This is a genomic window from Yersinia sp. SCPM-O-B-9106 (C-191) (genome assembly GCF_026183365.1).
In the GTDB taxonomy this organism is placed as follows: domain Bacteria; phylum Pseudomonadota; class Gammaproteobacteria; order Enterobacterales; family Enterobacteriaceae; genus Yersinia; species Yersinia rochesterensis.
This window is the reverse complement of record NZ_CP110791.1, coordinates 2477115-2502824: the sequence shown is the minus strand read 5'-3', so window position 1 is coordinate 2502824 and position 25710 is coordinate 2477115. Positions and strand designations below refer to the sequence as shown.

Below are 25710 nucleotides of genomic sequence, written 5' to 3'. Positions count from 1 at the left end.
GGTCTTTCCTCAGTAGGAAAGGGCGCAACGATGTTACGCCCTATTATGGTCGTTTGGCCTGGGGTGGTAAGGGGCTATGAATACTAAGTAGTAAAGATTGCCAATCCTATGTTGGGGCGAGATAATAAATAAAATGGAGAAATAATATGTTCATTATTATCAATGACAAAACAGAACCTGAAATCACATGTGAGGTCAGAAATATGCTGAATTCAGATGCTAAATCGCCATTTGATGTATTTAGTGAACCCCTATCTAGTTTACTTGGACTGATGAATTATCGGTGTGAAGATCGTGAACTCGGTGTTTTACTTAATAGCGAAAATATTGTATGTGGATATTCTATTTTCTCATTAAATGAAATTCATCAATTTTATATTTCACCTAACTTTAGAAAGCAAAAATTAGGAAGAGAAATGCTTAATGAAATGAAATTAATCTTTAAGTTGAGGGGTGAAATAGTGATTAATATTCACCCACTTGATACTAGTGAAGCAAAGTGCTTTTGGAAGAGCGTCGGTGCTCATTGTGAAAATCTAAGTTCCCGGCTCTGGTGCATTCCACTTTGATATTCAAATAATATATTTATTGCTTCAGAATGATATCTGGCTGGAATGGTTTGTAGCGCTCCTTACCGCTGCCGCCACATGCGCCGCAATACGGCGACCCATCGTTGTCGTAGTAACCGCTGCCGTTGCACGCGCTGCACTTCTTCAATTTCCAGCCATAGACGAATTTCATGAAGTGGGCAGTTCGTTCGGCCTTGCGTTCGTGAAATGTAAACATCACTCACCCTCCCGCTTAGATTCAATTTCTGCAATATCTGCCGCATCAAGGAAGTCAGCGGGTATGATTGCGGCATATTCACCAGCCGACCACGATAGCGGCCCACTTTTGCGAATGACAGCATTGAGAGCATCAAAGGCCTCCTGAAGCTCTGAAGGTAATTCCCCATCATCTGATAGGTCATCGCAGAAGAGATCACTTCCGTCAATTTCACTAGGGTAGTTTGGCTTGCAGATAACAAGATCCAGTTCGTGAGGCAGCACAAGGTTTTCCATGCAGTAATCGCGCAGGTCATCGGCATCGAAGAAGAACCGATCGTCACAATTGATGGTTAATGGCTCGTTTTCCCACGGCTTGCGGGGCATCGTCTGGAAATTGACTTTCCGCTTTTCTGCGTAGCAAATTTCGCAATAGCTGTTTACTCGATAAATAGGGTGTTCGGGATTATTATGGCACTTGCGGTGAGTTGCTCCGGCGTAACGAGCCAAATTTTCGTCATTACCGAAATATCTTCCATCAGAGGAAACCCAGCCAGTGACGGTCTTAATACTCGCAGCTTCTGCTGAGTCCATCAGTATTACTTTTTCTTCGAGGTTGTTCATCAGCTATATTTCCTATATTTTCTGCCGTAGTAGTCACCAAAATTCCAGAATAAAAACTTAGTGTCAGGCGGCATGGTCGGGAATGTTCTATGCATATATTTCATCCCGATTTTTTTATACACATGCATATTTCGGACTCGATGAGTACGCATTAGTCACTCCAACAATCAATTTCTGCATCAATTGCTTCATCTATTTCCTCTGTTGTTATTTCTTCATTGAGGAAATCCAAGGCTTCTTTGATGTATTTATCGCGGTGTTTACTAAAGAAATCAGCGAATTCTGGCGACCATCCATATGTTGAGCCATTAAAATCAAACTTGGCGTTATCGCTCGCCAACTGCTCAGCAAGGCCATAGGCTGTGGTTATTGCTGACTCGCGGATATAGCCACGTAAATCCCGTTTACGCCAAATTGGTGAGGCTTTAGAATCGCAAACGTGCTTCCAGCGAACTGTCCAACGACGAATGCAACGGGAGAATAATGAGTTAGCCATGGTGCTCACCTCGCAGGTTGGCGGCGAACTGCATTAAGTCAGCCCTAACATACAAGAGAGGCTTAATAACTCCGTCGTCTTCAATGGCTGAGAATACCGACTCGTGAAATCCATCCGCAGCCAGTTCAACTCCCTGAGCCATTGCTTCGTTAAATATCTGAGTAGTAGCGGGCATTTGCTGTTTAATGATTTCTACTGCCTGATCATGATTTAAATGTCCGACTTGATGAGTATTGGCCCAGTCATTTAATTGGGTATCAGATTGATAGCTTGGAATATCAATATCTACGCCCTCTAGATTTTCCAATAACCAACCTCTGGCATCGATAAGACGCCCGGCTTGAATAAGAGCCAGTGCTGCAATAGACCCAACGACTAACCGGTTTATTAGCCATGCTCCGGATAACTCCCGTGCTGCCTTTTCTTGCAGAAGAATATTTTCAGCGGCCAGTATTTGATTCTTTTCTTCCAGATCTGCAATAGTATTTTTAGCCTCGGTATAACCCTCTAATACCACGGGCAATAGCTCTGATTCAGTTAGCAGAGCATTAAATTTAGGATGTGTGGCAACGTAGTCAGCACTAGGATCTTGGAAATTATAAATTAGGGTTTCATAAGCGCCGATGAAGCGCCAAAAGCCACCATGGCCTTGTACCAGTGAATCCCATGCAATGGCAATAAATGTGCGTTCTTCATCGCTGATGTCTTGCTCATCAAGGCGCTCCAGAAATTGCTCAGATGATTCCCTGTGCCAGCGGTCCTCGGCTGCTTCAGTTGCGTGAAATAGTTCCCTAAGAGATTTCACTTCATCTTCACTGGGCCTTGCCATTTTTACCGATATTACTTGGCTCATTGTCTTGTCCTCGCCATTAATACACCGTCAACGGGTAAACAAACATATTCAGGGGGTAAGCCCTCTTGCTGAATATCAGCAAGGCAATTGCTTTGGTCGGGATATATATATCCCTGCGACTCATACTGGCAGGGCTGAAATGTAAAACAGACGTAGAGAAACAATCCAAACATGGGATTACTCCTTAATTAAATAAAATAACCCCAGTTTGTGGGCAGGAATAAAATGAATAACTGGGGATTAACTAGGATAGTTTGGGGGTTATGAAGCTAATTCATGACAAAACTGATTTTGATTCGCTATCAAAAGTATTCTCAGCATCCTTATATTCGGTGCCCAGTATTTCAATAGCTCCTGAATCTTTTTTAGGGGTGGCCCCAGTTCTGAAGTAAATAATATCGCCATGACGGAAATGAGCTAAACCACATAAAAATAGCATGCCCCAGTCAAGGCCCAGAGACTCAAAATAAGGATCCCGATTTACCGCAGGGCCGGGAAAGTTTTCATTCCATATTTTCAGCAATGCCCGAGATTCTTCTCCTAAACCTTTTGGCGGTTTCTGTCGTGGTCTGCATGTATAGCGGGCGGTGCTATCGGGTTTTGTCCATATCGCGGGATCGCCGTAGGTTGGGGTGGACTCTGGAAATACCACGCCATAAAAACTGAAGCGATTTACATCGGTCGTGAAAATAGGTTTTGCCCCAAATAGCGCGGCGAATGCTTTACCTTTTTCCACCAATTCATCGCGTAGGCGTAATTCCTCATTCCAGGCGGCGAGGGCGACTGGTGTTGATATTTTATAATAAGCCATTAGTAACCTACCTTAGCGGCATAGGTTTTCTGCATTGACTCATTTAATGTATCCAATTCGCCATTTTCAACGAGTAATTTCCAGCTATGCCAGTTAGCAGCAATACAACTCCATTCATGACTTTCACCGAACATGAAAAGGATTTTATCCTCCAATTCAGGTACTGCTTTAATAAGTCCTATGCAGCGAATGAAATCATCTGGATCATGCGGATGAGCATAACGAGAAACGAATTTACGACTCAATATAGACGCCATATATTTGCTGCTTGCGCCTACCTTGTCACTAGCGAGCCAGCTTCCAAGTCCCATTGACGGTGTTATGCCAATGGGCTCACGTGCATATTCTGCACAAATCGAATCCACCGCGGCAATGACTACGTTCATTCGGTTGTCGGCAGGGATGTTTACATACTGTCGGTGCATTTCTTTGGTTATAGCTGCCGCTAGGCTTATTTGATTAAGTTTGTAGGCTTTCATGTTCCCTTCTTAGTGCTATGAGCGCCGGTAATTGGATTAATCACCACATCACTTTCCAATGGCCTGATGCGGATATATTTACGGGGTTTATTTTTGAGGTAGGTCAGCTTACCGGGGGTGAAAATGGCAATATCATCAATATCAAATAGGGCTGCAATCTTCCTGATAGTTTCCTGCATGTTGGCCTCGGCAGCGTGTTCCCATACTGCCGTTCGGCCTTTCTCGATTTTCATTTTTCAGCCCCAGAGAACTGACCGTTAGTTATCAGTCGTGGCTAGGGTAGTAAAGGTCGTCTGGCTCTTCATTCCAAACCAGCATACTACCGCCGTAGTACAGCGCTAAAATCAGCTTATCGAAACGGCTATAGGCTTTGATTATCTTTTTGCCGAGGGTGCCGCCCTTTACGTGGCCCGCGAACAACTCGTAAACCGGATAATCTTCATGTAATAGGGTGGCCCTTTTTTCATCATGCTGTAACGAAAGAGCTAACCGGCAATCACATTCGTAGCTGTGAGTTTTTGCTTTGCTACGATAACTGCTCCGGTCACCCGGATCAGCGTGAAGTCCAATCCACTTATGCTGGTCGCCATCGTTATCATCTATGACTACTTGAGGCGCATCCCATTGTTCTTCGCAAGCTTCTTCGCTGTTATCTTCAATGAATGCCTTCCAAAGGTCAGAGGCCATGATGAATTTAGGGATTGTTTCGCCGTTGGTAAATTCAGTCACCATTGCAGTCATTTGCTCAATAATGCCGTTGGCGATACCTGCCGTTTCCCACTTTTCACGCATTAAGCGAGTGACAAGACTGTTGTAGCGCTCCAGCTCGATGATGTTCTCAACGTTGGTAGGTAGTGCGGCTTTCATGGCGGTTTTCATGACTTTGCCGAAGTCGCTATATGAGCCGAAAGCGTCTTCAATCAAGTTACCAAAGAGTTTTTCAATGCCTTTGTCGATAATTTCGACAGCTTTCGGGCTGTTGGAAAATTCGACGCAACGCTGAGTGAGTAAGGCCGAAAGGGGCAACTCAGTAGGTTGCTGGGATACAGAAAATGTTGGAGCATCAATATAGTGAGTTTTATCGTTGGTCATTGGTCAGTCCTCAGTTTATGTTTTCGAAGTTGATTACTCATATCTGTACGTTTTTCCGCTAAAACTAAACCTCCCGAATTAACCTGTTGATAATGTCTCGTTTGGAGGGGATACGGAGCTGGTGCGCCAATTGCCATGCTTTGCGTTGGCTCTGGGTTTTATGTTCCAGCATTTTACGGATAGTGGTCACCGGAATGCCGGTATCACTGGCAATCAAGTTTTCATTGTGGCCAGCGCGGTGAAACTGATAGATAGCCAGTAAAACTTCCAATGAGTAGCGTTTACGAATACCGATATCGACCGTATTCACCTGAGATAAGCCACGCCATTGCTCATTACCGGGATAAATCGGTTTTGGCATCGGTCGGTAAGGGTTGCCACTGCGGATCTCCGCGCGGGAGCGCATTAGCCAGATGATGCAAGCGGTGTAGTCGCCCCGGTCATCTTCCTTAAAATAGCAGCCGGTGCTTAGGTTCAGTTCCTCATCCATCATGCTGCTTCCTTTTGTTTCTGCCCTGATTCCCAGTCTTTTACAATCCCAGAACATTGCGTGTGTACCTGGCGGGCAGTTGCTATCCCGAAGCCTTTGACTACATTAGCCAACATATCTGGCGTTCGACGGACAACATCAAACAAAGAATGGATCCCCGCGCGGGCCAGCAGCTCTAAATGCTGCTCTTTCAACGGGAGGGTTTCGGTAAGCACGGTTTCTGCCCACTCAGCCCGCTTAACTAAGTGTGGATGAGTAGGATCAAGCAGATCACGAATACGCTGGGTAACTGCTAGGGTGAGGCCATCCGGCCAGTTCTGTTTGAAATCATCAACCATGGGATAGACGGGTAATGCCCACTCATTGACCGAGACGATCAGGCCAATGCCGCTGGTGGAGCGAATTTCAATATGCCAGTCAATATCGTTAATGAGCTGCATATCGTAATCACCTGAGCGTAGTTTCAGCCCCCACTGGAAGGTATAAAAGTAAAATTCAGTGCCATCGCTGCCACGGTAATAGGTTGGTTCGACGTCGCCATCCATGCGTTGGATCCGCGCGGTGAGGTCAGAAACGGCATTATTCAATTGGTCATTAACATTGACCATGACAGCCAGTTTGCTGGTTTTTTCTGCCACCTCTTTTTTGTATCGCCGAATCTCTGTTAGTTGCTGGTTTAACAGCGTGCGCTTGCTCTCCAAATCATCTTTGAGGCGAACGATCTGGATTTTCATTTTTTCAGGATTTAGTGACTTCAACCGATTCACCTCAGTAGCCAACACGCGTTGGTCTGAAAGTGAAAGATTGTATTTGGCTGAAATACTGTCTCGCTGCGCATTGGCTTCAGCGACTAACAGGTCTGCATTTTCTATGCGTTCCTGCACTTGTGTTAACGCCAAGGATTTCGTGGTTAGGTCGTTTTCAGTTTTTTCTAAACGGTCGAATAAAAGGTTGTACTCGTCAGTCTCGATGTTGAGTTGTTCAATACATAGGGACTGTGCTTGGTTGAGTAAAACAGTCGCGCTCTCTATAGAGCGCTGTGCGGTGCCGGTAGTCTGCTCAATGGCAAGGTCTAGCTGCGCCCGAACTGGACGCAGGGATGACTCCAGCACACTGGCTGTGGTGGCCTGTGTGGTCATGATGGGTTACCTGTGGGATGCCTGCCGGGCAGGTGATGAAAGGTTATTGCGTGATAGAGAAATAGCGGATCCGGCCCGCTTTCACCGCGTGGTACAGGCGGTTAACTGTTTCAGTCGTAAGCTCAATTCCTGCCGCCACTAAATCAGCATCAATTTGGGCAATCCAATTAGCTGGCTTGTCTATTGCCGCCACATTTGCTGTTTTACCCAGTTGGTCAGGAAAACTCACCGAACCCGCAGGATGCAACGGCTGATGGGGAGTTACTGCTGTGATTACGGTAGCGGTTTCTGTTACGAGCGCTACGGCGGCCAGTTGCCGTTTTTTCAATTCTTCTTGTTGTTGCTCTTCTTGTTGTCGCTGCTGTTCCTCAATCTGTTTTTGCCGGGTAATGCGTTGATCAATCATCAGCGCCAGATGTTCGTGCTCAAGGGCAATTATCTGGTTGATGTCAGCAAACAGATTTTTATAAGCCGGTTCAATATCAGCAAATAACACTAAATTGGCCTGATATTTCTCACCTAATTGATTCGCGGCAATTTTGGCGCGGGCCAGTTCATCGTTGGCTGCACTCTGCAAAGAGGTGAGGGTTTTCTTGCCTTTGATAGCAGTGGCAAAATCAGCCGGGATAGTAGGTAGAGTGACAATAGCCAACTGTTTATTGATACCGACAATGTGCTCAGCAAGAGCGGCTTTTACCTTATTCAGTATTTCAAGGCGAATAGCTTCTTTGCGCAACTTAACCAGTTTTGACAGGTCTAGCCGTTTGTTGCGCATTTCATCGCGCAAGGTATCAATGGTGCGGAAAAGTAGATCAATCTGCTCAGTCTTAGACAGTGCCTGCTGTTTAATCAAATCCAGTTCTTTCTCTGCCTTTTCACAGAATTTAACGGTTTCCTCTGCATCAGCGAAGTCCTGATCGGTCACCAGATTAGTGTTGATGGATTGAATAAAGGCCAGCGCCTGATTCTGGTAAACCGTTAAATTGGATTCTTTTACTGCGCCTTCGATTTCGACCAATAAAGCGGGCAGGCGCATTAAGGCTTTGCCTTGCGGGATATCTTTGATCTCAGGGGCTGTGTAGCCGTTCAGATCCTGCTCAAACTGCTGCCAGCCCGCCAATAACGCTTCGCGGCGACCCGGTACCGGCAGATACTCCATCCACACAAAGTTATCTTCGGTACCATCCGAGACCACAAAGATCACCTTTTCGGATTCACTCACCAAAAGTTGCTGTTCTAACTGCCAGTAATACTCTGGCGGCAAATCTTTATCTTTCACCGCTTGTGCCAGTGCGGCATTCCACATTTTGTGTTCGAACAGCACATCTTCCATCATGGTCATGCCATCGAAGGAAGCCAACAAATAGCCATCATCATCGATGGCCGTGGCGGGGAATAATTCGCTGCCGATAATGGATTCTACGATGACCCGCGCCGTGGCTTCTTGCGCGTGGCCTTTATCAAACAGATTGGTTTGTACCCAATCGCTGATCTCCCGTTCTGAACCCGTGGCTTTCATGTTTAGCAATTCATCGCGGCGCATTTTACTGGAGGCGGCCATCATTACCGGAGCTTCGCTGGCGGTGAAATGGCGACTGCGTAGGGCGTGCCACTCTGGCGTGCCTTGTTGGACATTAATGATTTGCATCTTCTGCCTCCAGATGTTCGATAGTTTTGATTTGTGCCGAGGTGAGGGTGTATTTGCTTTCGATGGTGTTGATGATCTGTGCGGCGGTTTTCTTGCCTTTATTGATCAGTGTTGTCCAGTCAGCCAGTGCGCGTTGAAATTGCTCGGCACTGTATTCTGGTAGTGCCTGCGGCTGGCTTGGTTGCTGGCTGCCTTGGCTGTGTTCTTTACCTTCATTCACATCAAGACTTTTACCTTCCATTTCCTCTGCTGTTGGCTGCTGACCAATTTCCGGCCACCCTTTACGCAGTGCCTGCGCTTCGGCGCACTTGGCTAATTGCCCATAGGGGCGCTTTTTCCACATAGCATTGGGTGCTTGGGTATCGCGGCCAGCGGTCGCATAGTTTTCCAGCCAATACTCTTTCGCGCTGAACTCCACGATAGTGCCGTTAGGCATGAGTTTGCTCAGGGTGTATTTGCACCACTGAGGGAAAGTAATTTCTACTCCGTTAAAAGTTTGTGTGAGGTCAGGGCCAAACTCTGGCTCCTGCGCACCGGCATAGTTACCGGAGCGGTCTGCTTGTATGCGATATAAGCCAACTCCGGGCATCACCACATCGCGCATTTCATATTTACCACTTACCGCATCTTTCACGCTCATTGGCACTAAATGAACGGGTTTCATCAGTGGGTCTAACTGGCGGGCGCGGCAATAACTCACCGCCATGATGACTGAATCATCTTTAGCGCCAGGGTAAATACTGTTTTTCAGCGCGTTCCACGTTGGTTCGTCAATATTCAACCCCACCACGGCGGGCGGGAGATTACTGATTGTTACTGCTTGGGTGGTCATGGGTCAGCCCTCAGATTTTGACAGCGATAGCCAGAAACATGAACGCGCCTAAAACACAGGCGAAGAAGAATTTCAGGCCAGATTGTTTGGGGTAGTGGTGGATGTTGTCGCTGGTAACGCGGTGGTGGTATTGGAGTTTCTTGATGAATTCAATAGTCATGGTATGCTTTCCCATGGTTGGGTTTGGTCACTCAACCACGCTGATAATAATCCTCGTGGTTATTGTTCAGTCCTCAGTAGGTTTGCGGTTGGTCCCGCACTCCTGGGATAGCCCCGGCTTAATCGCTGGGGCTTTTCTCTTTATTGGAGTTGGTGGTTTTTCTCAGCATCTAATTCCATTGCTCGTTCTGCCTTGGCAACCCGGAGAAATATTTCCTCCTGTACCTCATCCAGATAGAGCTCCATCGCGGCGGTTTCGGTAAACGAAGCAAGCTGGCCGGTACCTGAACCAGCAACATGGCAACTATTTTTAATCGCGGATTTAAAAGCATTGAGCATTTTTGAGTGCTGACGTAGAAACTCAATTCGCTTGCCTAATTCCTCTTGCTCATCAGGATCCGAAATTAATCGGCGGTCATATTGTTCCAGCGATTGCTCAACCATTCGCTGATAGTTGTATTCATTCATAGGCCCTTCTTATTTATATAATAAAAAAGACCACATAAGTGGCCTTTAAAGGGGGGATATTAAATAATATGCTGGTTAGGTATCATTTTTAGCCGGGGGATCTGAATCTTCCTGGTTTTCAGCTGGGTCAGTATCCCTAGACGATTTTTTTATTGTTTGAACGGTTGAGATTGTTTTACCAATCCCCCAATTATTCGCACCAAGTGTTTTTCCAATATTCATTCCTTCTAGCAAATTTTTTTGATATTCACCTATCCCTAAACCAATAGGTAATTTTGCCGCTTTGATTATATCTTTAAGGTTGTTAGGTAAATCTGATGCAAGATTATATGATTTTGAAAGCTGGGCGCTAATTTCATTCCTAGCCAAATGGGCCGCTGCAGACTCACCTGCTTTGAATGCAGACATGCCAAATGCATTAGATACAGTGGTATTGTTTTGTTTGGTTAGGGGCTGTTCATTTTTTCTATCTGAATCGATTTTAGATATTTCTCTATTTGATTCTTTTATTTTACCCTTGAGACCAACTAATATATTTTCGCTTTCATTTATTTCATTTTGAAGACTTATTGATTTTTCACTGAGGGTAGATATCGTCTCATTTGCACTTTTAATCTGTTTTTCAAGTGTCTCTATCGAGAGGTTTAATGTTTCATAATGGGTATTTAATGCATCTATATTTAGTTTTGATTTACGCTGTGATTCTTCTTCCTCAGCTAATTTCGTGGCAATTTTTGCTTTTTCCAATTCTTCCGCATTGTCGCTCTTAACTTTTGATTGTGCGACATGGCTAATTGTTTCATAGGCGCGAGTTTTTTGTTTTCTAATAAAACCCTCAGAAATATTTTCATACTGTAAATGAAGGAGACGGATAGCTACGCCAAGATAAGGAAATGCAACCGCAATAATAAAGGCGGAAATTGCTGGAAGAATAAGAGAGTTAAGATGCCAAGGATCAAGTTTTCCAGCGAGAACAGCAATCCGCTCTTCAATCGGTTTATTGCTAAGAGTAACAATGAGCACTGATTGCCAATTGAAGTATAACCAGGAGAAGATAAAACAAAAGAAAAACGGATTCCGTACTCTATCGATAACGGTTTCTTTAACTGACTTCAACAGATCATTCATTAGATTAGACCGCCTAAAATAGCCATCAATTATTAAGATATTCTACTTAATTTAATGAATAAACGATAGGCGTTGACCTCCCAATATTCGCGAGTTAAATCTGAGTGCGGCACAGCCAAAGGCCCCGAAGAGTAGGGCCAAGATAAGACCTCTTATTCGCCGTCTTTCTTTTCGTTAATGCGCTGGAATGGGTAACGTTCGGTATCCGCTTTAATATTGCGGTAGAAGTGGGAGCCAATTGATTCAGCGCCGGAGAATGCCGCGTAATCATCAGCGGACACATTCTTGTAGTGATACAGGGCTGCCGGTTCACCCTTCGACTTAAAACGAATCGCCAGAGTGTTGCTAACTGGGTCATGGCCGATGCTGTGGATCTGGGAAGATTCAATCTGCTGCATGTTAATTGTTGATAATTTGCTCATTTGGGTTCCTTACAGGTAAAAAAAAGAGCCACAGCCTAAGCTGTAGCTCCGATGGTTTATTTTGCTTTCCTGCTAATTAATGCTTAACGCACGCCGCGAGGTAACTTACTGCAACCACGCATCTTCTGGCGGGCAACTGCTGCAATCCGTTTCTCTGGGTCTGCTGAAGTGCGGGGCTTGCTGGGTACGGCTGGCATATCTGGCATCGCTTTACACCGCACCAAAACTAATACTGCTTTTTCAACGCGATTACTTTCACGCTTTGCCAGCGCCTGGATATGGGCATTGCGTTTCTTTGCCATACGCTTTTGTCGAGTTGTTGTGGCCATTGGTCAGTCCTCAGTTGGTTTATGCCGGGATATTTATCCACGCCCGGCCGTGGTTCTCGCTATACCCCTACAGCAAGAAATCAGATAAAGTCTTGTCACCCCTACAGTTATTCAAGAGTGAAGTTCATGTCTGAAAGCAAAGGAATTATTGCTAGGATAAGTGAATCCATGTCCAGCGTTGGTGGAGCTATTAAAGGCGCTGTTGGCGCTGCTAGAGAAATTCAGAATTTGACAGTGGACTATGTAGTTAAAGAAAAAACACATAGTTTGCTGGATAAACTAATGGACGTTCAGATGCAGCAAATGTCTCAGCAAGAGTTATTTATAGCGGCGAAGGAGCGCATTATTGAACTCGAAAATGAGAAAAAACAACGTGAGCAATGGGATGCAGAAAAATCCAATTACTTTCTTTATGAAGTTATTACCGGGACGCTTGTTTACCGAGTTGATATATCGAAGAAGCCAGACACACCTCTTCATGATATATGTCCCTCCTGTTATGAGCATTCGGTAAAGTCGATACTTCAACTTCAAGCATCCACAACTGTTCAAGATACGCATTTTTGTCCTACTTGTAAGGTTGAATTCCGCTTCCCAAGCACTACAAAGCCGAATGAATATATTAGAGTTCCGAGTTCATCTGGTGGATGGTGATTGCAGTCTTATCACCGCTGTACCCTCATAGAAGGCACACGGGTGATCCGTGGTTTAGCCTTAGCCGTGACCGGTACACGCGGACCGTTTAGTGTCACTTAACCTGTTTGTTAAAGAGCATATCCTCACGGACGCTTAAAAGGTATAACTATACCGGTACTTTTGCAACTAAAAGATCGCTAAGTTTCGGTAATTTTTATATTGAATTGAATTTAAGGCAAAAAAAACCGGCATGTGCCGGTTAGTGGATTTGGTTTGTAGGGGATTATGACTGAAGCTGGAAATATAAAAGTACAAGGTTAGCTGCTCTTATAAAAGCAGATATCCCGCAGAAATAAGAGAATACAGACACACACTTGGTCAAGATTCTAAATGCTTTATTATTGATGGTTTTAGATACGCACCAGAGACCCCGGCCCACATTGAATATGTAGATTGCGTAAATCACTACCGCCAGAACAATGGCCCAGAAATTCCAGTCGGCAAATACGGCGAAAAAAGTAACCGCAGAGATAAAAATAAGTGCAAAAAGAAGATGGAGATATGTTTTGGCAACACTAAGTTGCCCACTACCTAATTTTGCTAACCAGCTTATTTTATCCTCTTTCGAAATTGGATGATTAACAATCATTTTATATCCTTATACTGGTTTCACATGACACACCACTGTGCCGATAATCTCACAATTGCCGTTTACTTTTACAAACCTGGCATCAGATGGATAGTCTGGATTTAATGCTTTAAGATAACGTTGGTTATCAAGTATTTGTAACTGTTTAAATGTCGCTTCGGCACTGCCTTCCATCCGGGCAATAACATATTTTCCGCTTGGTGGGTCGATTAATTCCGGATCAACATAAATAATATCGTCTGGCTCAAATCGAGGTAGCATTGATTCGCCTTCTATGCGTAAAGCGAAACTTTCCGGACTACATACAACTGGGCAAGGATAATAAACATATTCATCCCGTGGCAGCAGCGTTACTTCAGTAAATGCCCCGGCTTGTACCCAGCTAATCAATGGAACCTCTCTGGTGAGCACGTTAATCGGTGAAGCGTTATCTATTTTTATAGTGGCTTGATTGCTAGCCTCTTTCTCTCCTTTTCCTGATACCAACCAGTTTGGATTCAACTGTAAGGCTTTGGCTAACGCAAACAGGTTGTCTGCTCGGGGCTTCTGCGTCATCCCAAGCTCAATTTTGCTTATTGCCATGCGAGTAATCCCGGCTTTTGCCGCAAGATCTTCCTGCGTCATACCGAGTTCTTCACGCCTCGCCAAAAGGCGTTCACCGAAAGTGCTATATGTATTCATAGGTATAAAAGTAACTCAACTTTAGTAAACTTTGCGCTCGGTAAAGTTTCGGTATATATTCACCTTTATGGGTATAATTCTACCCTTGGATTTAAAGGTGAGAGTTTGCGATGAATTGCACTAAAACGAATTCGCTGAATGAACGCATTAAAGCAGCTGAACAGGTAATTAACCATTTCAGTAGCCCTTATCAGGCGGCGAGAGCCCTCGAGTGCTCATATGAAGCGATCAAAACCTACCGTAAACGCGGGCTACCTGAAAAGGTTGCCTTGCTTTGCCATATGTCTACGGATATCCCATACACCTATAACCCGGCCGACTATGGCCGTAACCCGGAAAACCTTAGCCTGGTTCTGACCAAACCAGCTCATCAGTAAAGATAGAGGACTGACCAATGACTATTAGCCCAAAGCGTTGGCTTGCTAACTGGAGAGCCAAACGAAAGACACAAAAAACTGTTACTCCTCTTTGCCCCCGCTCAACAAACGTAAATGGGGGGCGGAGTGTGACTTTTCAGGATCTGGAGCATCTTGGCTTAGTCGTGCTGAAAGGAAAACCTCATTGCTTGAACCATCCAGAAGGGCAGCAAAGTGAGCAAATAATTCCTGGCCCTCAGGTGAAATCTCCAGTGTCGGATGATTCATGATGGCATCCAGACTTTGCTTGATACGGAGCTTATGTTGTTCATCACTGCCGGATAGCACGGTAATGGCGACAACATCGACCAAGGCTCTAATGTAACTAAGGGAATTATCACTGGACATTGCGCCTCCGTGGCGGACTAAAAAAAGAAACGATTCATAGTTTATGTCCATGTGTGTAATCACCAAAGATATTTAAGGACTGACCAATGACCACAATTTATCAACCTGCCGGTATAACGGCAGGGGCTACGATAGCCTCTGACGTCCGGCGAGAGTTGCTATCCCGCAAAAAGGTGGGAAAGAACGGTTTACCGTTCCATGCCGTGCGTGAAGATCAGATTAAGACTCGTTGGACCGAAAGCGAAGCAGTGGCCATAAAAAGCACCGCCAATGCGCTGGAATCAAACCCCGCAGTAGAAACCAATGTGGCCGCAATTCGTGGTTTTTTGGCGATGTTTGCCGAAGCTCCAGAAATGCTGGCTCACGTCCATGCCGAATTGAAACTCGCCGGGCTGCCGGTACCCGACTGGCTGCCTGAACTCCCTATCAGACAGGAGAAATCCCAATGACTAACATCACGCCAACCACAACACAATCGGTAGAACTGATTGCCAATATCGTGGGCAAAAAGCTGGCTATTGACGGGCAGGAGGCCCGCCGTATGGCTATCACAGGGGCTTTGTCTGGTGTCACTCAGGCATTTTATTCCCGCCAACATAGTCCCTCAGATACCAAGCAGCCGTAGGGGGATCTATGACGCCATCTGAACTCATATACCAATTTGGCCGACCGATTGCTTACTACCCTGGTCTGGTTCCATATCTTGGGAGCGTAAACGCTGTCATTTTGTTCTGCCAATTCTTCTATTGGACCGGCAAAGAAACTTCAGAGTTTGGCATTTTTAAAACTACGGAAGAGATTGAATCTGAAACAGGATTGACCTACGAGGAACAACTTACAGCCCGTAAAAAGCTCAAGCAAGCGGGGGTTTTGAAAGAAACAAATAAGCGGTTAGAACACCGTATTTACTATCAGATTGATACCGACCGGTTGGATGGAATGCTATCGCAACCTATTGATAATTCACCAAATGGGGAAAGCCCATTTCGGGAAACGGGAAAACCCCAATTGGCGAACGAGGAAAAGCCCAAGCCGCCAGCAAGGGATTCCCTGACTGGCGGGCAAGGGATTCCCCATTTCGATCATACAGAGATTACTACAGAGACTACTACAGAGACTACTACAGAGAAGCGCACACGTAAGGCGGCTAAAAGTTCGGTGTTTGATTTTTCGTCTTTCCCAATGGCGGTGAGTCCAGAGATTTGGGAGGACTACCTAAAACACCGAAAAGCAAAACGAGCGCCAATGACGCAGACCGTGGTGAACATGCTGGCTAAGGAATTGAACAAAGCGGCTGCGGCTGGATGGTCGGTGGATGATGCGTTATCGGAAGCCATGGTCGCCGGTTGGCAGGGATTCAAATTTGAATGGTTACAGAATCGTAGTCGGACACAAAATCAGTACACCCCTAACGCCGGTATGAGTCGTCAGGAAGCACTGGAGGCGCACAATGCGCGGGTTGCGGATGATTTTGTCAATGATGGATGGTGAGTATGCAGGGTTTAGATGATAAACGTGAGTTCGCGGAGATCATGAAAGCCACTCTGGCGATATACGGCAGAGATGCATCGAAAGCCGTGCTTGAACTCTATTGGAATGCGTTGCTGCCCAACGATATCGACACAGTACGCCAGGCATTCAGTAACTGGCTGACCGATCCGGATCAGGGCCGTTTCTCACCAAAGCCTGCCGATATTATCCGCAATATTCAACATATTGCCGGTAAGCCCGATTGGCTTTCAGCCAATGAGGCGTGGGCATTGGCATTACCGGCGCAAGATGAGGCTAACACAGTGGTATGGACGAATGAAATTGCCCAGGCATGGAATATTGCTCAGCCCATTATGCAGGAAGGCGACAAAGTGGGGGCTCGGATGGCTTTCATTGCCGCCTATGAGCGATTGACTAAGGCAGCACAGGGGACAGGCCGAGAGCCTGAGTGGTCAGTGTCGGAGGGATGGAACAAAGAAACAGTAAAGCGCACGGTTGAGCAGGCGGTAACAACAGGACTATTGCCCAAACCTAAAGCTGAGAAATATCAGTTGTTGCTACCAGACAAAAACAATATGGGGGAGGAAGTACCCACAAAAATCCGTCATTTTTTAGACGAACTGAAAGACAAAATTAAACAGGATCAGGAGGAAAGAGCAAGAAAATGGCGCGATGAAAGTATCAGGTTACAAGAGTCTCTGGATAGCAAACACCAAGAGACATTAAAGCAAACCGCCGACCACGGTTTGCAAAATAATCAAATTACCGAGGACTGACCAATGAGCATTAATTTCAAGAATGTGTTGATTTACAAACTATCGCGCGATGTTTCTTTCGCTGATTTGGAACAGCAAATGGCGCAATTCGCATTCACACCCTGTGGTAGCCAAGATATGGCAAAAACCGGTTGGATATCGCCAACGGGTAACGAAAGCGCCACGCTAGCGCATGTGGCTAACCAGCAAATCCTGATCACATTGCAGTGTGAAAAAAAGGATTTACCTGCGCCGGTTATCGCCCGTGAGCTGGCGAGTAAAGTTGAACGCTTGGAGCAAGAGCAGCACCGTAAACTGAAAAAAACAGAAAAAGACTCGCTGAAAGATGAAGTTATCCAGACTCTGTTGCCACGGGCCTTTAGCAAATACTCTACAACATCCATCTGGATTAACGCAGGGGCTGGGTTAATCATCATCGATGCTGCTAGCGCGCGGAAAGCTGAAAATGCGTTGGTATTACTGCGCAAAACCATGGGTTCACTGCCTGTTATCCCTATGACACTTGATACCCCAATTGAACTGACGCTGACCGAATGGTTGCGCTCAGGTGCCGCGCCTGCTGGGTTTGTGCTTCAGGAAGAAGCTGAGTTAAAGGCTGTGTTGGAGCAGGGCGGTATTCTGCGCAGTAAGCATCAGGATTTAGTTAGCGATGAGATCCGCGGTCATATCGCCGCCGGTAAGCTGGTGACCAAGCTAGCGCTGGAGTGGCAGGGGCGCATTAGCTTTATGTTGTCCGACGATGGCAGTCTGAAGAAAGTGAAATACAGTGCCACGCTGCTGGAGCAAAACGACGATATCGATCGCGAGGATTATGCTCAGCGATTTGATGCCGATTTTATTCTGATGGCAGGTGAACTGGCTGCGCTGATTGCCCATCTGGTGGATGCGCTGGGTGGCGAGGCAACCAGCAGTTCATGGGTCGATTTGGACGGCGTAGAGCGAGACGATGATGATCGCTATCCCGAGGCAGTGAATTTCATCAAGACGAGAGGTAAAGCCTCAATCTCTGGGCTACAGCGTGAACTCCGCATTGGCTATAACCGTGCCGGCTGGCTGCTTGAAAGAATGCAGGCGGAAGGCATTGTGTCACAACCCACGCCAGACGGAACTCGCCAAGTGCTGGTCGGGGAGGGCGCGTAATGGTGATCAAGCCACAGGTACCCAACGCCGAAAGGGATGGCATTAACCACGATATCAGGTCGATGCGTCTTGCTGGCCGGTTAAACGAGGCCAACAGCCAGTTAAATCGGGTGATCGCTGCGGCCAGTGGGGCTGACTGGCGAACCCTGCGCGATCTCGAAAAATTATTATCTCAGATGTTCCCCGGTGAAGGTGATACCCAGACCGCCATCAGCGCACGCCTGCGTGAAATTAATCCTGTCCGTCATGGGCTGATGAAACAGGTTAGAACTGTCCGCAACGAAGATAGCGGTAAGCGGGTTTGGTTTTATCGTCTGGTTCCTACCACGCAAGGAGGCATGCAATGAGTTACCAGATTTTTATCGGTGATTGCATAGACTCAATGCGCAAGATGCCAGATCAGTCCGTTCATAGCTGTATTACCAGCCCGCCATATTATGGGCTACGTGATTATGGTGTTGAAGGGCAGATTGGTTTAGAGGAAAGCCCAGCGGCGTTTATTCAACGGCTTGTCGCGGTGTTTCGTGAGGTTCGCCGTGTTCTTCGTGATGATGGCACTTTATGGGTAAACATGGGGGATAGTTGGGGCAAAGGGAAGCAATTGAATGGTATGCCATGGCGTTTTGCCTTTGCGTTACAAAATGACGGCTGGATCCTTCGCCAAGACATTATCTGGCACAAATCCAATCCTATGCCAGAAAGCGTGCGTGACCGCTGTACCAAGGCTCACGAATATATATTTCTGTTGAGTAAGTCGAAAAGCTATTACTTCGATCATGAGGCAATTAGAGAACCATCTGTCTACAGCGGTAAAAATACCGGCGTCGGCTTTGGGCATGGCATGGATAAGAGTGACAGAAATCGCGGCAGGATTTCTGCCCGCGATAACTTCAAGCGGGAAGACAGTAAGCGAGCGGTAGTTATACCGGGGCAAAATGTGGGTACTCATCGTGCTGATCGTAAAGATACCGTCTCAGACGGTATGCGGGCAAAACGCAACGTTTGGACTGTGGCCACTCGGGGCTACAAAGAAGCCCATTTTGCTACTTTCCCGCCAGCACTAATAGAGCCTTGCGTTTTAGCTGGTTGTCCGGCAGGTGGTGTGGTTCTTGATCCATTCGGCGGTAGTGGTACTACTGCTGGCGTAGCTATCGGCAGTGGTCGTAAAGCTATTCTATGTGAGTTGAACCCAGCGTACGCTGATTTGGTTCCCACTCGTATCGAAAGCATTTTATCTGCGTACCCAGTTAAGAAGGGGTGTGCAGCATGAGATATGGATCAGTGTGCAGTGGTATTGAAGCCGCAAGCCTTGCGTGGGAGTCCTTGGGCTGGGTGCCCGCATGGTTTAGTGAAATAGAACCATTCCCTTCAGCCGTTCTGGCTCATCACTGGCCGGCCACGACTAATCTGGGCGATATGACCAAAATTGCTGAACTTGTACGTTCCGGAAAAGTAGAAGCTCCAGATATTCTGGTTGGTGGTACCCCTTGTCAGGCGTTCAGCGTTGCTGGCCTGCGTAATGGTCTGGCAGATACCCGTGGCCAGTTAACTCTTTCATATGTGGAATTAGCCGATGCAATCGACGACACGCGCCGCCAATGTGGCGAAAAAGAATCCATCATCGTCTGGGAAAACGTGCCGGGCGTTCTCAGCAGCAAAGACAACGCATTCGGGTGTTTCCTTGCAGCACTTGCCGGAGAAGATGAGCCACTTGTCCCATCAGGGAAAAAATGGACGAACGCTGGTTATGTGTCTGGACCCAAAAGAGCAATCGCATGGATCATCAAAGACGCCCAATATTTCGGAGTGGCCCAACGCCGCCGTCGTGTGTTCGTTGTCGCAAGTGCTCGAGGCGACATTAATCCCGCAGAAATATTATTTGAGTTCGACGGCCTGCGCCGGGATTCTGCGCCGAGCAGAGAAGCGGGGAAAGCAGTTGCCGCACTTACTGCAAGCGGCGTTGGAACATGTGGTGCAGATGACAATCAAGCACAAGCAGGACACCTAATCAGCAGTAAATTTGATGAGAATGGTTTGCCTCATACGGTTGGTACCCTTTGCTCTGATACTCACCCAGGTGCTTATACCGGGCAAGATGCTTATACCGGCCGCATAGTGCCTCAGGTATTTAGCTCTACTGGTGCGGGTTATTGGGCGGCTGGATGTGGAGTATTGAGAGCGAGACCGCAGGAAAGTCACGAACATCTTGCGGTTTTTAACTGGCAAGCTGGTGGTAATACATCATCGACGCTTGGACTTGGTGAGATTAGTGGCGCATTACAGTGCAACAATATACCTGCGGTTCTCTTCCCCAAGAAGCAGGAAATAATGGGTGGACAGCATCCCAATGCTGGCTTGGGCGTTGACGTCTGTCCAACGTTAACGGAAGCAATGGGGATGGGGGGCGGTCATATTCCTATCACTCATGGCCTGATCTACGCATTCAGCAGCAAAGACTACGGCGGTGATGCGACCGAAGACCTATCACCAACACTTAGGGCTGGTAACACGGAGATGAGTCATGCCAGCGGTGGTCAGCCTCCAGCAGTAGCATATGGCCTCCAATATACGCAGATTGGCAAAGCTGACACTGCAGGCCCGCAGGAGGACTTAGGGTTTACGGTTGATTCACGTTCTACCGCTGATGCTGAGGTTACTGTTCATTCAGTAAGATTGGCTAACACCAGCAGTAATGGCTGGGGCATTCAGGAAGAAGTGGCCCACACCCTCGACTGCACAGCAGGGCCAGCAGTACAGTACCAAATGGCAGTTCGCCGCCTTACCCCTCGTGAGTGTGAGCGCCTGCAGGGTATGCCAGATGACCACACGCTAATTCCCTACGGTCGTGCGATTCGCCCTGAAAAGCTGGACAAAGATTATGCCAAATATCAGATGCGCGGTGGTCGAGCGAAGACGTTTGAGGAATGTTGCGCCGCAGCATCAGATGGACCCCGCTACAAGGCTATTGGCAACAGCATGGCTGTCAATGTCATGCATTGGCTCGGGCAGCGAATTGCCGCTGCACTACCATCGCCGCTTTACGATGTCATTTATGCCGACCCGCCGTGGCAGTATGGAAGTAAACCAAATAGAGGGGTTCTTCTTGATTACCCAACAATGCCGGTTTCAGAACTATGCGCAATGCAGGTTAAGAGCATAGCCAGTCCAAATTCTGCGTTATTCATGTGGGTAACGGGCGCTATGATATCAGAGGCATTGATTGTCGGAGCTGCGTGGGGTTTTAAATTCATCCGGATCGATAAGGTATGGGAAAAGAAGAAACATACTGGTAGCCGGCACGGCGTTGTGGGGCCATGGGGAATGAATGACGCTGAATTTTTACTGTTGTTCACACGTGGCAAAGTCTGCAGCAATCAGACTGAGAGAAACCAATACACTGTGTATGAAGAGAAATATACCGGTATCCATTCCGGCAAGCCTCATTTCTTTCGTGAGCAGATCGAACGGAGATTTAAAAATGCTCGTCGTATAGAACTGTTTGCGCGGACATCATCGACTGGTTGGGATGTTTGGGGTAATCAAGCGCCTAATGCCACCAAACTGCTCCTCATTGATCCTGAGGGTGGGTTATGACAACAGCATCGCAAACTAAGTCCCCGAGAAAGAAAAAGACGGAGGTGCTGGGCGTGCTGTTACCTGGTGGTGGAATCAAGTACGCCACTGATCATGATCGCGAAACGATGAAAGGGGTGCCTGCGGGCACTCCAATTTCAATGAGTCCAATTGGCGATCGGCGCAACTTGAAGCATCACCGTAAATTCTGGAAATTGTTGGAGCTGGGTTTCTCTTATTGGGTACCGGATTGGACGTTTGTTAGTGCGCCAGAGGAATGGATAGCCCATGAGGTGGCTAAAGCAGTGGGTAGTGCCGCTGGAGATCCAGAACTCTATGAGAATGTTACGAAGTCTATTGCTCAAGCAGTATTAGACCGGGTAATCAGGCAGCGCCAGAAGAGGTTTGATGGGGAGGCGGTAAAGACCGATGCCGCCTATTTCAACCACGTCATGATCAAAGCCGGATTCTATGACCTGATGCCAAATCCAGAAGGTGGCACATTGAAACAGCGTTGGAGCATCGCGTTTGTGAATATGGATCAGGGGGCTTTTGACCGGATTTATCAAGGCGTAGCCGGTGTTATCTGGAATGAGACATTAGGCCAGCACTTTGATAACGAGTATGAAATGGAACAGGCAGTTAACCGGCTGCTGGAATATTGAGATGAAATCTCCGGCATTTAGAAGTAAAGCCCTGCGCGATTCTGCGCGGGGCCAATGCTGCACGCTCCAGATCCCCGGTATCTGTAACGGTAACCCAGAAACAACGGTACTGTGCCATTTACCCAGTTCAACCCACGGCATGGGATATAAGTCAGATGACTTCTGGGCCGTATTCGGCTGCAACTGCTGCCATGATGTTATTGATGGGCGGGTACCATATGACTGGCAGGCTGGAGAGTTTGAGGAAACAATATTAGAGGCATTGCATGCAACTCTTAGGATTTGGCTGGAGGAATCGCTGGTAACTGCTAAAGGGGGCCAGTTTGCTTAATAGCATAGATGCCATTGGCATCATCGGAACAGCAGCAAAGCTGGAAGTGCGTAACGGGAAAGTTCGTAAAGTTAACCACCAGGCGGAAACCGAGGAACAGGCCGCGCTTATTGCGTGGGCAGATAAAACCGTTATCGATGGTATCTGCATCGGGGATTATCTGATCCATATACCCAATGAGGGGAAACGTGGACCAAAGGCGGCGAGGGATGCAAAGCGGCTAGGGTTGAGAAAAGGAGTACCAGATTTGTTTCTGGCGCTGCCGCGTGGCGGGTATGCGGGCTTGTGGATTGAAATGAAGACATTGAATGGAAAGCCAACACCAGATCAAAAACAGTGGTTAAATAAAATGAATGAGATGGGCTATCTTGCAATTATAAATTTTAGTTGCGTTGAAGCCGTGAAAACGATTACGGAATATATAAATAAAAACCCAGCAAGGGCTGGGCTTAATTATTAATCTTTTTTGACCGGAGGTGGCGGTGGGGGTGCTGGCCTTGTCATTGTTGGAGGGGGCGGGTTCTTACTATTACCAATAAACTCTCGTGGACCTTCTTTAGATTTGTTAGTCATCGAGATCTCCTGTTTATTTTTTGCGGCTAGGTGGTGGCGGAGGTGGTGGTGGCTTAGCCGAATTTGGAGGTGGTGAGGGATTTATACCATCTCCAGTTCTGACTGGCCTACTCACAGGCTTTTGTTGCGACAGATTAGACATATTTTTCCTATGTATAATGTTGTTATTTGCCTTTCGGTGGCGGTGGTGGTGGGGCAGGCCTAACATTGGTTGGAGGTGGCGGATTTCGAGTAAACCCTTCATTCCCCGGCGTACGTGTCGATGACGATGGAACTGGTGGTGTTGTCTTGTTATTCATTTTGGTTCCCTATTTGTTACTTTTAGAGGGTGGAGGCGGTGGTGGTGCCGGTCTTATAGCTCTAGGTGGTGGTGGTGGATTTTTTCCCTTCTCAATTGGTGTTGGGTTGATCGGTTGATACGGAGGTGGTGTTGGTGCTTTCTTCGACATATTCTACTCCAGGCGTTTCTTGTAGAAATTGAACCCATTTTACTTGAGACACGTTAAACATCATTAGTTTTACTGTAGGCATATCGACATAAGCATGATCTTCTACCCAGCAAGGGTTTGATAGGACTATGTGTCCCTTTGATGGGTCTGAAGGCCACTCTATAGGCCAACCAAAGACTTGAGTGTCATCAGCTAAATGTAATATTACATAATTTTGATTTAGTTTAAATGTACCAAACCATTCGCAGTGAAAAGAGGTTTCGCTAGTTATCTTGCAAAAACGAAGGAAGCGATGAAACAGGTCATTATTTGCAAAAACACTAAAAATAACACCAACAATGACTGCAAAAATGTAAGCCCAAATAAGATGTGAATTACTATCCCATATTCCAAAAGATTTAAATTTACCCAAATAAATCATTACTGGTTTGATTAAATAAACACAAGCTTGGATAAACACAGTGAAGATAAGAGCTTGAATGACACGCTCAAATTGGGCTTGTTTCGGGTAGGAGGTGAAGGCATGAAATATCCATGAGCAGACAAAACCAGGCAGTAAGTATTTTAGGATTGTGAATATTTCACCGCTAATTGATTCCATTTAAAAATTCCCTTCTGAACTTAAGATGACATTTAAATATTTCACTATTAGCAATGAATGCGTTGAGCGTTGCGTTTTATGCAATGAACTATACAATCAGTGTGGGATTGATAATATCAGGACTGACCAATATGACCACTGCTATTGAACAACTTATCAAAATGCACGATCCGCGCTGCGTCAGCATAGAATCGCTGAACATTGGCCGGGGTCGTGCAGTTCTGACCAAAGACCAGATAGTAGGGACTTTTGCTACCTGCCAGCATAGCCACCCCGTTGGGTTTGATATCTTGATGACCAAATACCGTCATGATTGCAAAGCCGAGCAACGCTTACGGGCTGCTATTGGTGTGTGGCTGCATAAGCGACCGCATCCCGCGCGTGCCATTGCTGCCTGTCAGTTAGCACTGAACATGGTATTGGATAGAAATCTCCCGGCGCAGGTAGAACAAATTGCCACTTTGCTGCGGCGTTACGGCTCCCGTACTGGAATGACCAGAAAAGTCGTTGATGGGCTACAGCAGCAAATCAAATTACTGGAAAGAGATAAAGCCCAAGCACTTGATGACGGCGCTATCGCATTACGGGCAGACGAAATAAAAACCCTTCAGTCTAAAATTAAAACAGAACGTGGCGAATTGCGGGCATGGGCTAATCATCAGGCGGCGATAACGCAAGTCTGCCCCCGTTGTCACGGCGCTGGTAAAACTCTGCGGCCTCATCCCGAAACGTGTAACGAGTGCGGCGGCAGTGGCCGTATACCGCCAACAATGGAGCATCTGCGCAAATCTATGGGCATCATAGGGGCTGAGATACCCGCCGGGGAGTGGGCTGCGCAATATGCGCCTGTGGTTAAAGAATGCATGCAATGGCTATATGTAGAAGAGTCTGAGTCGGCTAAAATGCTTACAGATAGAATTAAAGCTGAAAAATAAGGTTCGGATATGACTGTTGATGAAATTCGCGTTTTGGCTGAAGTAATCGCAGAAAATATAAATAGTAGCGCATCGATTAGCTATTTGATTGGAGTTGTTGCCGTATTCACTGCCTCATTAATTGGGGCATATTTTGGCACATACTTCAAGAAAAAAGCGGAAAATAAAGCTAATGATGATCATTTCAATAAATTGAGCGAACAGCTTAGAAAGACAACAAGAGACACGGAAGAAATCAAACTTGCGCTAGCAAATAATAATTGGGTTGACCAGCAGCATTGGAGTATCAGAGAAAAGTATTATAACCAATTGATAACCCATCTTTCTAATTGGCGAGCGGCCTTAAGTGACCGAAATTCTTACTATATGACTCCAGGCTCAGAACATGACAGTTCAATAGAAGATAGTGAAGGATATAGGAAATTAGTTGAACGATGCTCTGAGTCGAGAAAAGAGGTAAAAGGATTAATAGGGCCAACGTTGATATTTCTCTCCGAAGAGACTATCGAAGCACTCAATAAGCTATTTGGAGATATATGGATGATTGAAGAAACCGTTGTCAGTGAATCAGATATCGCTATGGATAAGTTTAAGCTTATTGACTCTACGAGGAATATAATCTTAGACGAGGCACGAAGAGAATTAAGAAAGCCGGTAAATGGTATTGATCTGAATCTCATAACGCGCTAAATTTCCGAAAGATGCCGGAGTA

At 46.5% G+C, this 25710-nt stretch carries 37 protein-coding genes and 1 pseudogene; 17 read left to right on the top strand and 21 right to left on the bottom strand.

Going from position 1 to position 25710, the window contains the following annotated elements:
* Positions 1-146 precede the first annotated feature (146 nt).
* Positions 147-569 carry a GNAT family N-acetyltransferase gene (locus OP863_RS11570; protein ID WP_265525314.1) on the top strand — a complete coding sequence of 141 codons (423 nt, stop codon included), beginning with the start codon at positions 147-149 and terminating at the stop codon, positions 567-569.
* A 16-nt stretch (positions 570-585) separates the two neighbouring features.
* On the opposite strand, the gene OP863_RS11565 is transcribed toward OP863_RS11570, so the two are convergent.
* The 17 genes from OP863_RS11565 to OP863_RS11485 form a co-directional block, all read right to left on the bottom strand.
* Positions 586-786, bottom strand: a complete 201-nt coding sequence (locus tag OP863_RS11565) for a hypothetical protein (RefSeq protein WP_145551605.1) — start codon at positions 784-786, stop codon at positions 586-588.
* Entirely contained in the window at positions 786-1388 is a 603-nt protein-coding gene (locus OP863_RS11560) for a hypothetical protein (RefSeq protein ID WP_265525313.1), read from the bottom strand. The genes OP863_RS11565 and OP863_RS11560 overlap by 1 nt, the downstream gene beginning before the upstream one ends.
* A gap of 151 nt (positions 1389-1539) precedes the next feature.
* The gene (locus OP863_RS11555) at positions 1540-1884 is read right to left on the bottom strand and encodes a hypothetical protein (RefSeq protein ID WP_265525312.1); all 345 of its coding nucleotides are present in this window, start codon (positions 1882-1884) and stop codon (positions 1540-1542) included.
* Complete coding sequence (locus tag OP863_RS11550; RefSeq protein ID WP_265525311.1) at positions 1877-2737, bottom strand: hypothetical protein; 861 nt, start codon at positions 2735-2737, stop codon at positions 1877-1879. Before OP863_RS11550 ends, OP863_RS11555 begins: the two co-directional genes overlap by 8 nt.
* A gap of 274 nt (positions 2738-3011) precedes the next feature.
* A complete protein-coding gene (locus tag OP863_RS11545) occupies positions 3012-3548 on the bottom strand; it encodes a hypothetical protein (protein ID WP_265525310.1) in 537 nt (178 codons plus the stop codon).
* Positions 3548-4027 carry a hypothetical protein gene (locus OP863_RS11540; protein WP_265525309.1) on the bottom strand — a complete coding sequence of 160 codons (480 nt, stop codon included), beginning with the start codon at positions 4025-4027 and terminating at the stop codon, positions 3548-3550. The genes OP863_RS11545 and OP863_RS11540 overlap by 1 nt, the downstream gene beginning before the upstream one ends.
* Positions 4024-4260 carry a hypothetical protein gene (locus tag OP863_RS11535; protein ID WP_265525308.1) on the bottom strand — a complete coding sequence of 79 codons (237 nt, stop codon included), beginning with the start codon at positions 4258-4260 and terminating at the stop codon, positions 4024-4026. Before OP863_RS11535 ends, OP863_RS11540 begins: the two co-directional genes overlap by 4 nt.
* Positions 4261-4291: 31 nt before the next feature.
* Positions 4292-5119, bottom strand: a complete 828-nt coding sequence (locus OP863_RS11530) for a hypothetical protein (protein WP_265525307.1) — start codon at positions 5117-5119, stop codon at positions 4292-4294.
* A 64-nt stretch (positions 5120-5183) separates the two neighbouring features.
* Positions 5184-5612 (bottom strand): hypothetical protein, encoded by a 429-nt coding sequence (locus OP863_RS11525; protein ID WP_053012630.1) that lies wholly within the window; start codon positions 5610-5612, stop codon positions 5184-5186.
* Positions 5609-6748: a coiled-coil domain-containing protein gene (locus OP863_RS11520; RefSeq protein WP_265525306.1), complete on the bottom strand. Its 1140-nt coding sequence runs from the start codon at positions 6746-6748 to the stop codon at positions 5609-5611. The genes OP863_RS11525 and OP863_RS11520 overlap by 4 nt, the downstream gene beginning before the upstream one ends.
* Positions 6749-6791: 43 nt before the next feature.
* Positions 6792-8396, bottom strand: a complete 1605-nt coding sequence (locus OP863_RS11515; RefSeq protein ID WP_265525305.1) for a YqaJ viral recombinase family protein — start codon at positions 8394-8396, stop codon at positions 6792-6794.
* A complete protein-coding gene (gene bet, locus OP863_RS11510; protein WP_265525304.1) occupies positions 8383-9228 on the bottom strand; it encodes a phage recombination protein Bet in 846 nt (281 codons plus the stop codon). The genes OP863_RS11515 and bet overlap by 14 nt, the downstream gene beginning before the upstream one ends.
* Before the next feature lie 10 nt (positions 9229-9238).
* The gene (locus tag OP863_RS11505) at positions 9239-9388 is read right to left on the bottom strand and encodes a hypothetical protein (protein ID WP_186369230.1); all 150 of its coding nucleotides are present in this window, start codon (positions 9386-9388) and stop codon (positions 9239-9241) included.
* Positions 9389-9528: 140 nt separating this feature from the next.
* Entirely contained in the window at positions 9529-9855 is a 327-nt protein-coding gene (locus OP863_RS11500; protein WP_265525303.1) for a hypothetical protein, read from the bottom strand.
* Positions 9856-9930: 75 nt separating this feature from the next.
* Positions 9931-10983, bottom strand: coding sequence for a hypothetical protein (locus OP863_RS11495; RefSeq protein WP_265525302.1), 1053 nt, complete (start codon positions 10981-10983; stop codon positions 9931-9933).
* Positions 10984-11135: 152 nt separating this feature from the next.
* Positions 11136-11405 carry a KTSC domain-containing protein gene (locus OP863_RS11490; protein WP_265525301.1) on the bottom strand — a complete coding sequence of 90 codons (270 nt, stop codon included), beginning with the start codon at positions 11403-11405 and terminating at the stop codon, positions 11136-11138.
* A gap of 83 nt (positions 11406-11488) precedes the next feature.
* Positions 11489-11734 (bottom strand): hypothetical protein, encoded by a 246-nt coding sequence (locus OP863_RS11485; RefSeq protein ID WP_265525300.1) that lies wholly within the window; start codon positions 11732-11734, stop codon positions 11489-11491.
* A gap of 126 nt (positions 11735-11860) precedes the next feature.
* Between OP863_RS11485 and OP863_RS11480 the strand changes: the two genes are divergently transcribed.
* Positions 11861-12388 (top strand): hypothetical protein, encoded by a 528-nt coding sequence (locus tag OP863_RS11480; RefSeq protein ID WP_050878761.1) that lies wholly within the window; start codon positions 11861-11863, stop codon positions 12386-12388.
* Between the two features lie 265 nt (positions 12389-12653).
* Here OP863_RS11480 and OP863_RS11475 read toward each other — a convergent pair whose 3' ends face one another.
* A complete protein-coding gene (locus OP863_RS11475; RefSeq protein ID WP_265525299.1) occupies positions 12654-13019 on the bottom strand; it encodes a hypothetical protein in 366 nt (121 codons plus the stop codon).
* A gap of 9 nt (positions 13020-13028) precedes the next feature.
* Positions 13029-13643 carry a LexA family protein gene (locus OP863_RS11470; protein WP_265525298.1) on the bottom strand — a complete coding sequence of 205 codons (615 nt, stop codon included), beginning with the start codon at positions 13641-13643 and terminating at the stop codon, positions 13029-13031.
* 167 nt (positions 13644-13810) lie between these two features.
* Here OP863_RS11470 and OP863_RS11465 point away from each other — a divergent pair, with 167 nt between their 5' ends.
* Positions 13811-14077: a hypothetical protein gene (locus tag OP863_RS11465; RefSeq protein ID WP_265525297.1), complete on the top strand. Its 267-nt coding sequence runs from the start codon at positions 13811-13813 to the stop codon at positions 14075-14077.
* An 81-nt stretch (positions 14078-14158) separates the two neighbouring features.
* Here the strand turns inward: OP863_RS11465 and OP863_RS11460 are convergent, their stop codons facing one another.
* Positions 14159-14464, bottom strand: a complete 306-nt coding sequence (locus OP863_RS11460; RefSeq protein ID WP_057634122.1) for a hypothetical protein — start codon at positions 14462-14464, stop codon at positions 14159-14161.
* 86 nt (positions 14465-14550) lie between these two features.
* Between OP863_RS11460 and OP863_RS11455 the strand changes: the two genes are divergently transcribed.
* From OP863_RS11455 to OP863_RS11400, 12 genes and pseudogenes are all read left to right on the top strand, one after another.
* On the top strand, positions 14551-14913 hold the full coding sequence (locus OP863_RS11455) for a hypothetical protein (RefSeq protein WP_265525296.1): 363 nt from the start codon (positions 14551-14553) through the stop codon (positions 14911-14913).
* Positions 14910-15089 (top strand): hypothetical protein, encoded by a 180-nt coding sequence (locus tag OP863_RS11450; protein WP_032466294.1) that lies wholly within the window; start codon positions 14910-14912, stop codon positions 15087-15089. The genes OP863_RS11455 and OP863_RS11450 overlap by 4 nt, the downstream gene beginning before the upstream one ends.
* A gap of 8 nt (positions 15090-15097) precedes the next feature.
* Positions 15098-15955 (top strand): hypothetical protein, encoded by an 858-nt coding sequence (locus tag OP863_RS11445; RefSeq protein ID WP_265525295.1) that lies wholly within the window; start codon positions 15098-15100, stop codon positions 15953-15955.
* A 2-nt stretch (positions 15956-15957) separates the two neighbouring features.
* A complete protein-coding gene (locus tag OP863_RS11440; RefSeq protein WP_265525294.1) occupies positions 15958-16731 on the top strand; it encodes a hypothetical protein in 774 nt (257 codons plus the stop codon).
* A 3-nt stretch (positions 16732-16734) separates the two neighbouring features.
* Positions 16735-17634, top strand: a pseudogene (gene rdgC, locus OP863_RS11435) (recombination-associated protein RdgC); the annotation flags it as partial.
* The gene (locus OP863_RS11430) at positions 17611-17871 is read left to right on the top strand and encodes a DNA translocase FtsK (RefSeq protein WP_265526262.1); all 261 of its coding nucleotides are present in this window, start codon (positions 17611-17613) and stop codon (positions 17869-17871) included. The pseudogene rdgC and the gene OP863_RS11430, both read left to right, overlap by 24 nt.
* The gene (locus tag OP863_RS11425) at positions 17871-18218 is read left to right on the top strand and encodes a hypothetical protein (RefSeq protein WP_265525293.1); all 348 of its coding nucleotides are present in this window, start codon (positions 17871-17873) and stop codon (positions 18216-18218) included. Before OP863_RS11430 ends, OP863_RS11425 begins: the two co-directional genes overlap by 1 nt.
* Complete coding sequence (locus OP863_RS11420) at positions 18215-19141, top strand: DNA-methyltransferase (protein WP_265525292.1); 927 nt, start codon at positions 18215-18217, stop codon at positions 19139-19141. Before OP863_RS11425 ends, OP863_RS11420 begins: the two co-directional genes overlap by 4 nt.
* Positions 19138-21465 carry an MT-A70 family methyltransferase gene (locus OP863_RS11415; protein WP_265525291.1) on the top strand — a complete coding sequence of 776 codons (2328 nt, stop codon included), beginning with the start codon at positions 19138-19140 and terminating at the stop codon, positions 21463-21465. Before OP863_RS11420 ends, OP863_RS11415 begins: the two co-directional genes overlap by 4 nt.
* Positions 21462-22109 (top strand): DUF1367 family protein, encoded by a 648-nt coding sequence (locus tag OP863_RS11410; protein ID WP_265525290.1) that lies wholly within the window; start codon positions 21462-21464, stop codon positions 22107-22109. Before OP863_RS11415 ends, OP863_RS11410 begins: the two co-directional genes overlap by 4 nt.
* Before the next feature lies 1 nt (position 22110).
* Positions 22111-22440: a DUF1364 domain-containing protein gene (locus OP863_RS11405; protein WP_265525289.1), complete on the top strand. Its 330-nt coding sequence runs from the start codon at positions 22111-22113 to the stop codon at positions 22438-22440.
* Complete coding sequence (locus tag OP863_RS11400; protein ID WP_265525288.1) at positions 22433-22900, top strand: VRR-NUC domain-containing protein; 468 nt, start codon at positions 22433-22435, stop codon at positions 22898-22900. The genes OP863_RS11405 and OP863_RS11400 overlap by 8 nt, the downstream gene beginning before the upstream one ends.
* Before the next feature lie 503 nt (positions 22901-23403).
* Here the strand turns inward: OP863_RS11400 and OP863_RS11395 are convergent.
* A complete protein-coding gene (locus OP863_RS11395) occupies positions 23404-24063 on the bottom strand; it encodes a DUF6338 family protein (protein WP_226719281.1) in 660 nt (219 codons plus the stop codon).
* A gap of 131 nt (positions 24064-24194) precedes the next feature.
* On the opposite strand from OP863_RS11395, the gene OP863_RS11390 reads away from it, so the two are divergent.
* Together OP863_RS11390 and OP863_RS11385 are read left to right on the top strand one after the other, a co-directional pair.
* The gene (locus OP863_RS11390) at positions 24195-24998 is read left to right on the top strand and encodes a TIGR02642 family protein (protein ID WP_265525287.1); all 804 of its coding nucleotides are present in this window, start codon (positions 24195-24197) and stop codon (positions 24996-24998) included.
* Between the two features lie 9 nt (positions 24999-25007).
* A complete protein-coding gene (locus tag OP863_RS11385; protein WP_265525286.1) occupies positions 25008-25688 on the top strand; it encodes a hypothetical protein in 681 nt (226 codons plus the stop codon).
* Positions 25689-25710: the final 22 nt, after the last annotated feature.

Coding starts and splice junctions, on each gene's coding strand:
- OP863_RS11485 (WP_265525300.1), bottom strand. CDS start 11,734: ATGGCCACAACAACTCGACAAAAGCGTATGGCAAAGAAACGCAATGCC.
- OP863_RS11410 (WP_265525290.1), top strand. CDS start 21,462: ATGACAACAGCATCGCAAACTAAGTCCCCGAGAAAGAAAAAGACGGAG.
- OP863_RS11545 (WP_265525310.1), bottom strand. CDS start 3,548: ATGGCTTATTATAAAATATCAACACCAGTCGCCCTCGCCGCCTGGAAT.
- OP863_RS11495 (WP_265525302.1), bottom strand. CDS start 10,983: ATGAATGATCTGTTGAAGTCAGTTAAAGAAACCGTTATCGATAGAGTA.
- OP863_RS11535 (WP_265525308.1), bottom strand. CDS start 4,260: ATGAAAATCGAGAAAGGCCGAACGGCAGTATGGGAACACGCTGCCGAG.
- OP863_RS11470 (WP_265525298.1), bottom strand. CDS start 13,643: ATGACGCAGGAAGATCTTGCGGCAAAAGCCGGGATTACTCGCATGGCA.
- OP863_RS11415 (WP_265525291.1), top strand. CDS start 19,138: ATGAGATATGGATCAGTGTGCAGTGGTATTGAAGCCGCAAGCCTTGCG.
- OP863_RS11525 (WP_053012630.1), bottom strand. CDS start 5,612: ATGATGGATGAGGAACTGAACCTAAGCACCGGCTGCTATTTTAAGGAA.
- OP863_RS11475 (WP_265525299.1), bottom strand. CDS start 13,019: ATGATTGTTAATCATCCAATTTCGAAAGAGGATAAAATAAGCTGGTTA.
- OP863_RS11425 (WP_265525293.1), top strand. CDS start 17,871: ATGGTGATCAAGCCACAGGTACCCAACGCCGAAAGGGATGGCATTAAC.
- OP863_RS11515 (WP_265525305.1), bottom strand. CDS start 8,396: ATGCAAATCATTAATGTCCAACAAGGCACGCCAGAGTGGCACGCCCTA.
- OP863_RS11480 (WP_050878761.1), top strand. CDS start 11,861: ATGTCTGAAAGCAAAGGAATTATTGCTAGGATAAGTGAATCCATGTCC.
- OP863_RS11440 (WP_265525294.1), top strand. CDS start 15,958: ATGCAGGGTTTAGATGATAAACGTGAGTTCGCGGAGATCATGAAAGCC.
- OP863_RS11450 (WP_032466294.1), top strand. CDS start 14,910: ATGACTAACATCACGCCAACCACAACACAATCGGTAGAACTGATTGCC.
- OP863_RS11560 (WP_265525313.1), bottom strand. CDS start 1,388: ATGAACAACCTCGAAGAAAAAGTAATACTGATGGACTCAGCAGAAGCT.
- OP863_RS11445 (WP_265525295.1), top strand. CDS start 15,098: ATGACGCCATCTGAACTCATATACCAATTTGGCCGACCGATTGCTTAC.
- OP863_RS11540 (WP_265525309.1), bottom strand. CDS start 4,027: ATGAAAGCCTACAAACTTAATCAAATAAGCCTAGCGGCAGCTATAACC.
- OP863_RS11385 (WP_265525286.1), top strand. CDS start 25,008: ATGACTGTTGATGAAATTCGCGTTTTGGCTGAAGTAATCGCAGAAAAT.
- OP863_RS11505 (WP_186369230.1), bottom strand. CDS start 9,388: ATGACTATTGAATTCATCAAGAAACTCCAATACCACCACCGCGTTACC.
- bet (WP_265525304.1), bottom strand. CDS start 9,228: ATGACCACCCAAGCAGTAACAATCAGTAATCTCCCGCCCGCCGTGGTG.
- OP863_RS11555 (WP_265525312.1), bottom strand. CDS start 1,884: ATGGCTAACTCATTATTCTCCCGTTGCATTCGTCGTTGGACAGTTCGC.
- OP863_RS11520 (WP_265525306.1), bottom strand. CDS start 6,748: ATGACCACACAGGCCACCACAGCCAGTGTGCTGGAGTCATCCCTGCGT.
- OP863_RS11565 (WP_145551605.1), bottom strand. CDS start 786: ATGTTTACATTTCACGAACGCAAGGCCGAACGAACTGCCCACTTCATG.
- OP863_RS11550 (WP_265525311.1), bottom strand. CDS start 2,737: ATGAGCCAAGTAATATCGGTAAAAATGGCAAGGCCCAGTGAAGATGAA.
- OP863_RS11455 (WP_265525296.1), top strand. CDS start 14,551: ATGACCACAATTTATCAACCTGCCGGTATAACGGCAGGGGCTACGATA.
- OP863_RS11395 (WP_226719281.1), bottom strand. CDS start 24,063: ATGGAATCAATTAGCGGTGAAATATTCACAATCCTAAAATACTTACTG.
- OP863_RS11570 (WP_265525314.1), top strand. CDS start 147: ATGTTCATTATTATCAATGACAAAACAGAACCTGAAATCACATGTGAG.
- OP863_RS11460 (WP_057634122.1), bottom strand. CDS start 14,464: ATGTCCAGTGATAATTCCCTTAGTTACATTAGAGCCTTGGTCGATGTT.
- OP863_RS11530 (WP_265525307.1), bottom strand. CDS start 5,119: ATGACCAACGATAAAACTCACTATATTGATGCTCCAACATTTTCTGTA.
- OP863_RS11405 (WP_265525289.1), top strand. CDS start 22,111: ATGAAATCTCCGGCATTTAGAAGTAAAGCCCTGCGCGATTCTGCGCGG.
- OP863_RS11490 (WP_265525301.1), bottom strand. CDS start 11,405: ATGAGCAAATTATCAACAATTAACATGCAGCAGATTGAATCTTCCCAG.
- OP863_RS11390 (WP_265525287.1), top strand. CDS start 24,195: ATGACCACTGCTATTGAACAACTTATCAAAATGCACGATCCGCGCTGC.
- OP863_RS11465 (WP_265525297.1), top strand. CDS start 13,811: ATGAATTGCACTAAAACGAATTCGCTGAATGAACGCATTAAAGCAGCT.
- OP863_RS11500 (WP_265525303.1), bottom strand. CDS start 9,855: ATGAATGAATACAACTATCAGCGAATGGTTGAGCAATCGCTGGAACAA.
- OP863_RS11420 (WP_265525292.1), top strand. CDS start 18,215: ATGAGTTACCAGATTTTTATCGGTGATTGCATAGACTCAATGCGCAAG.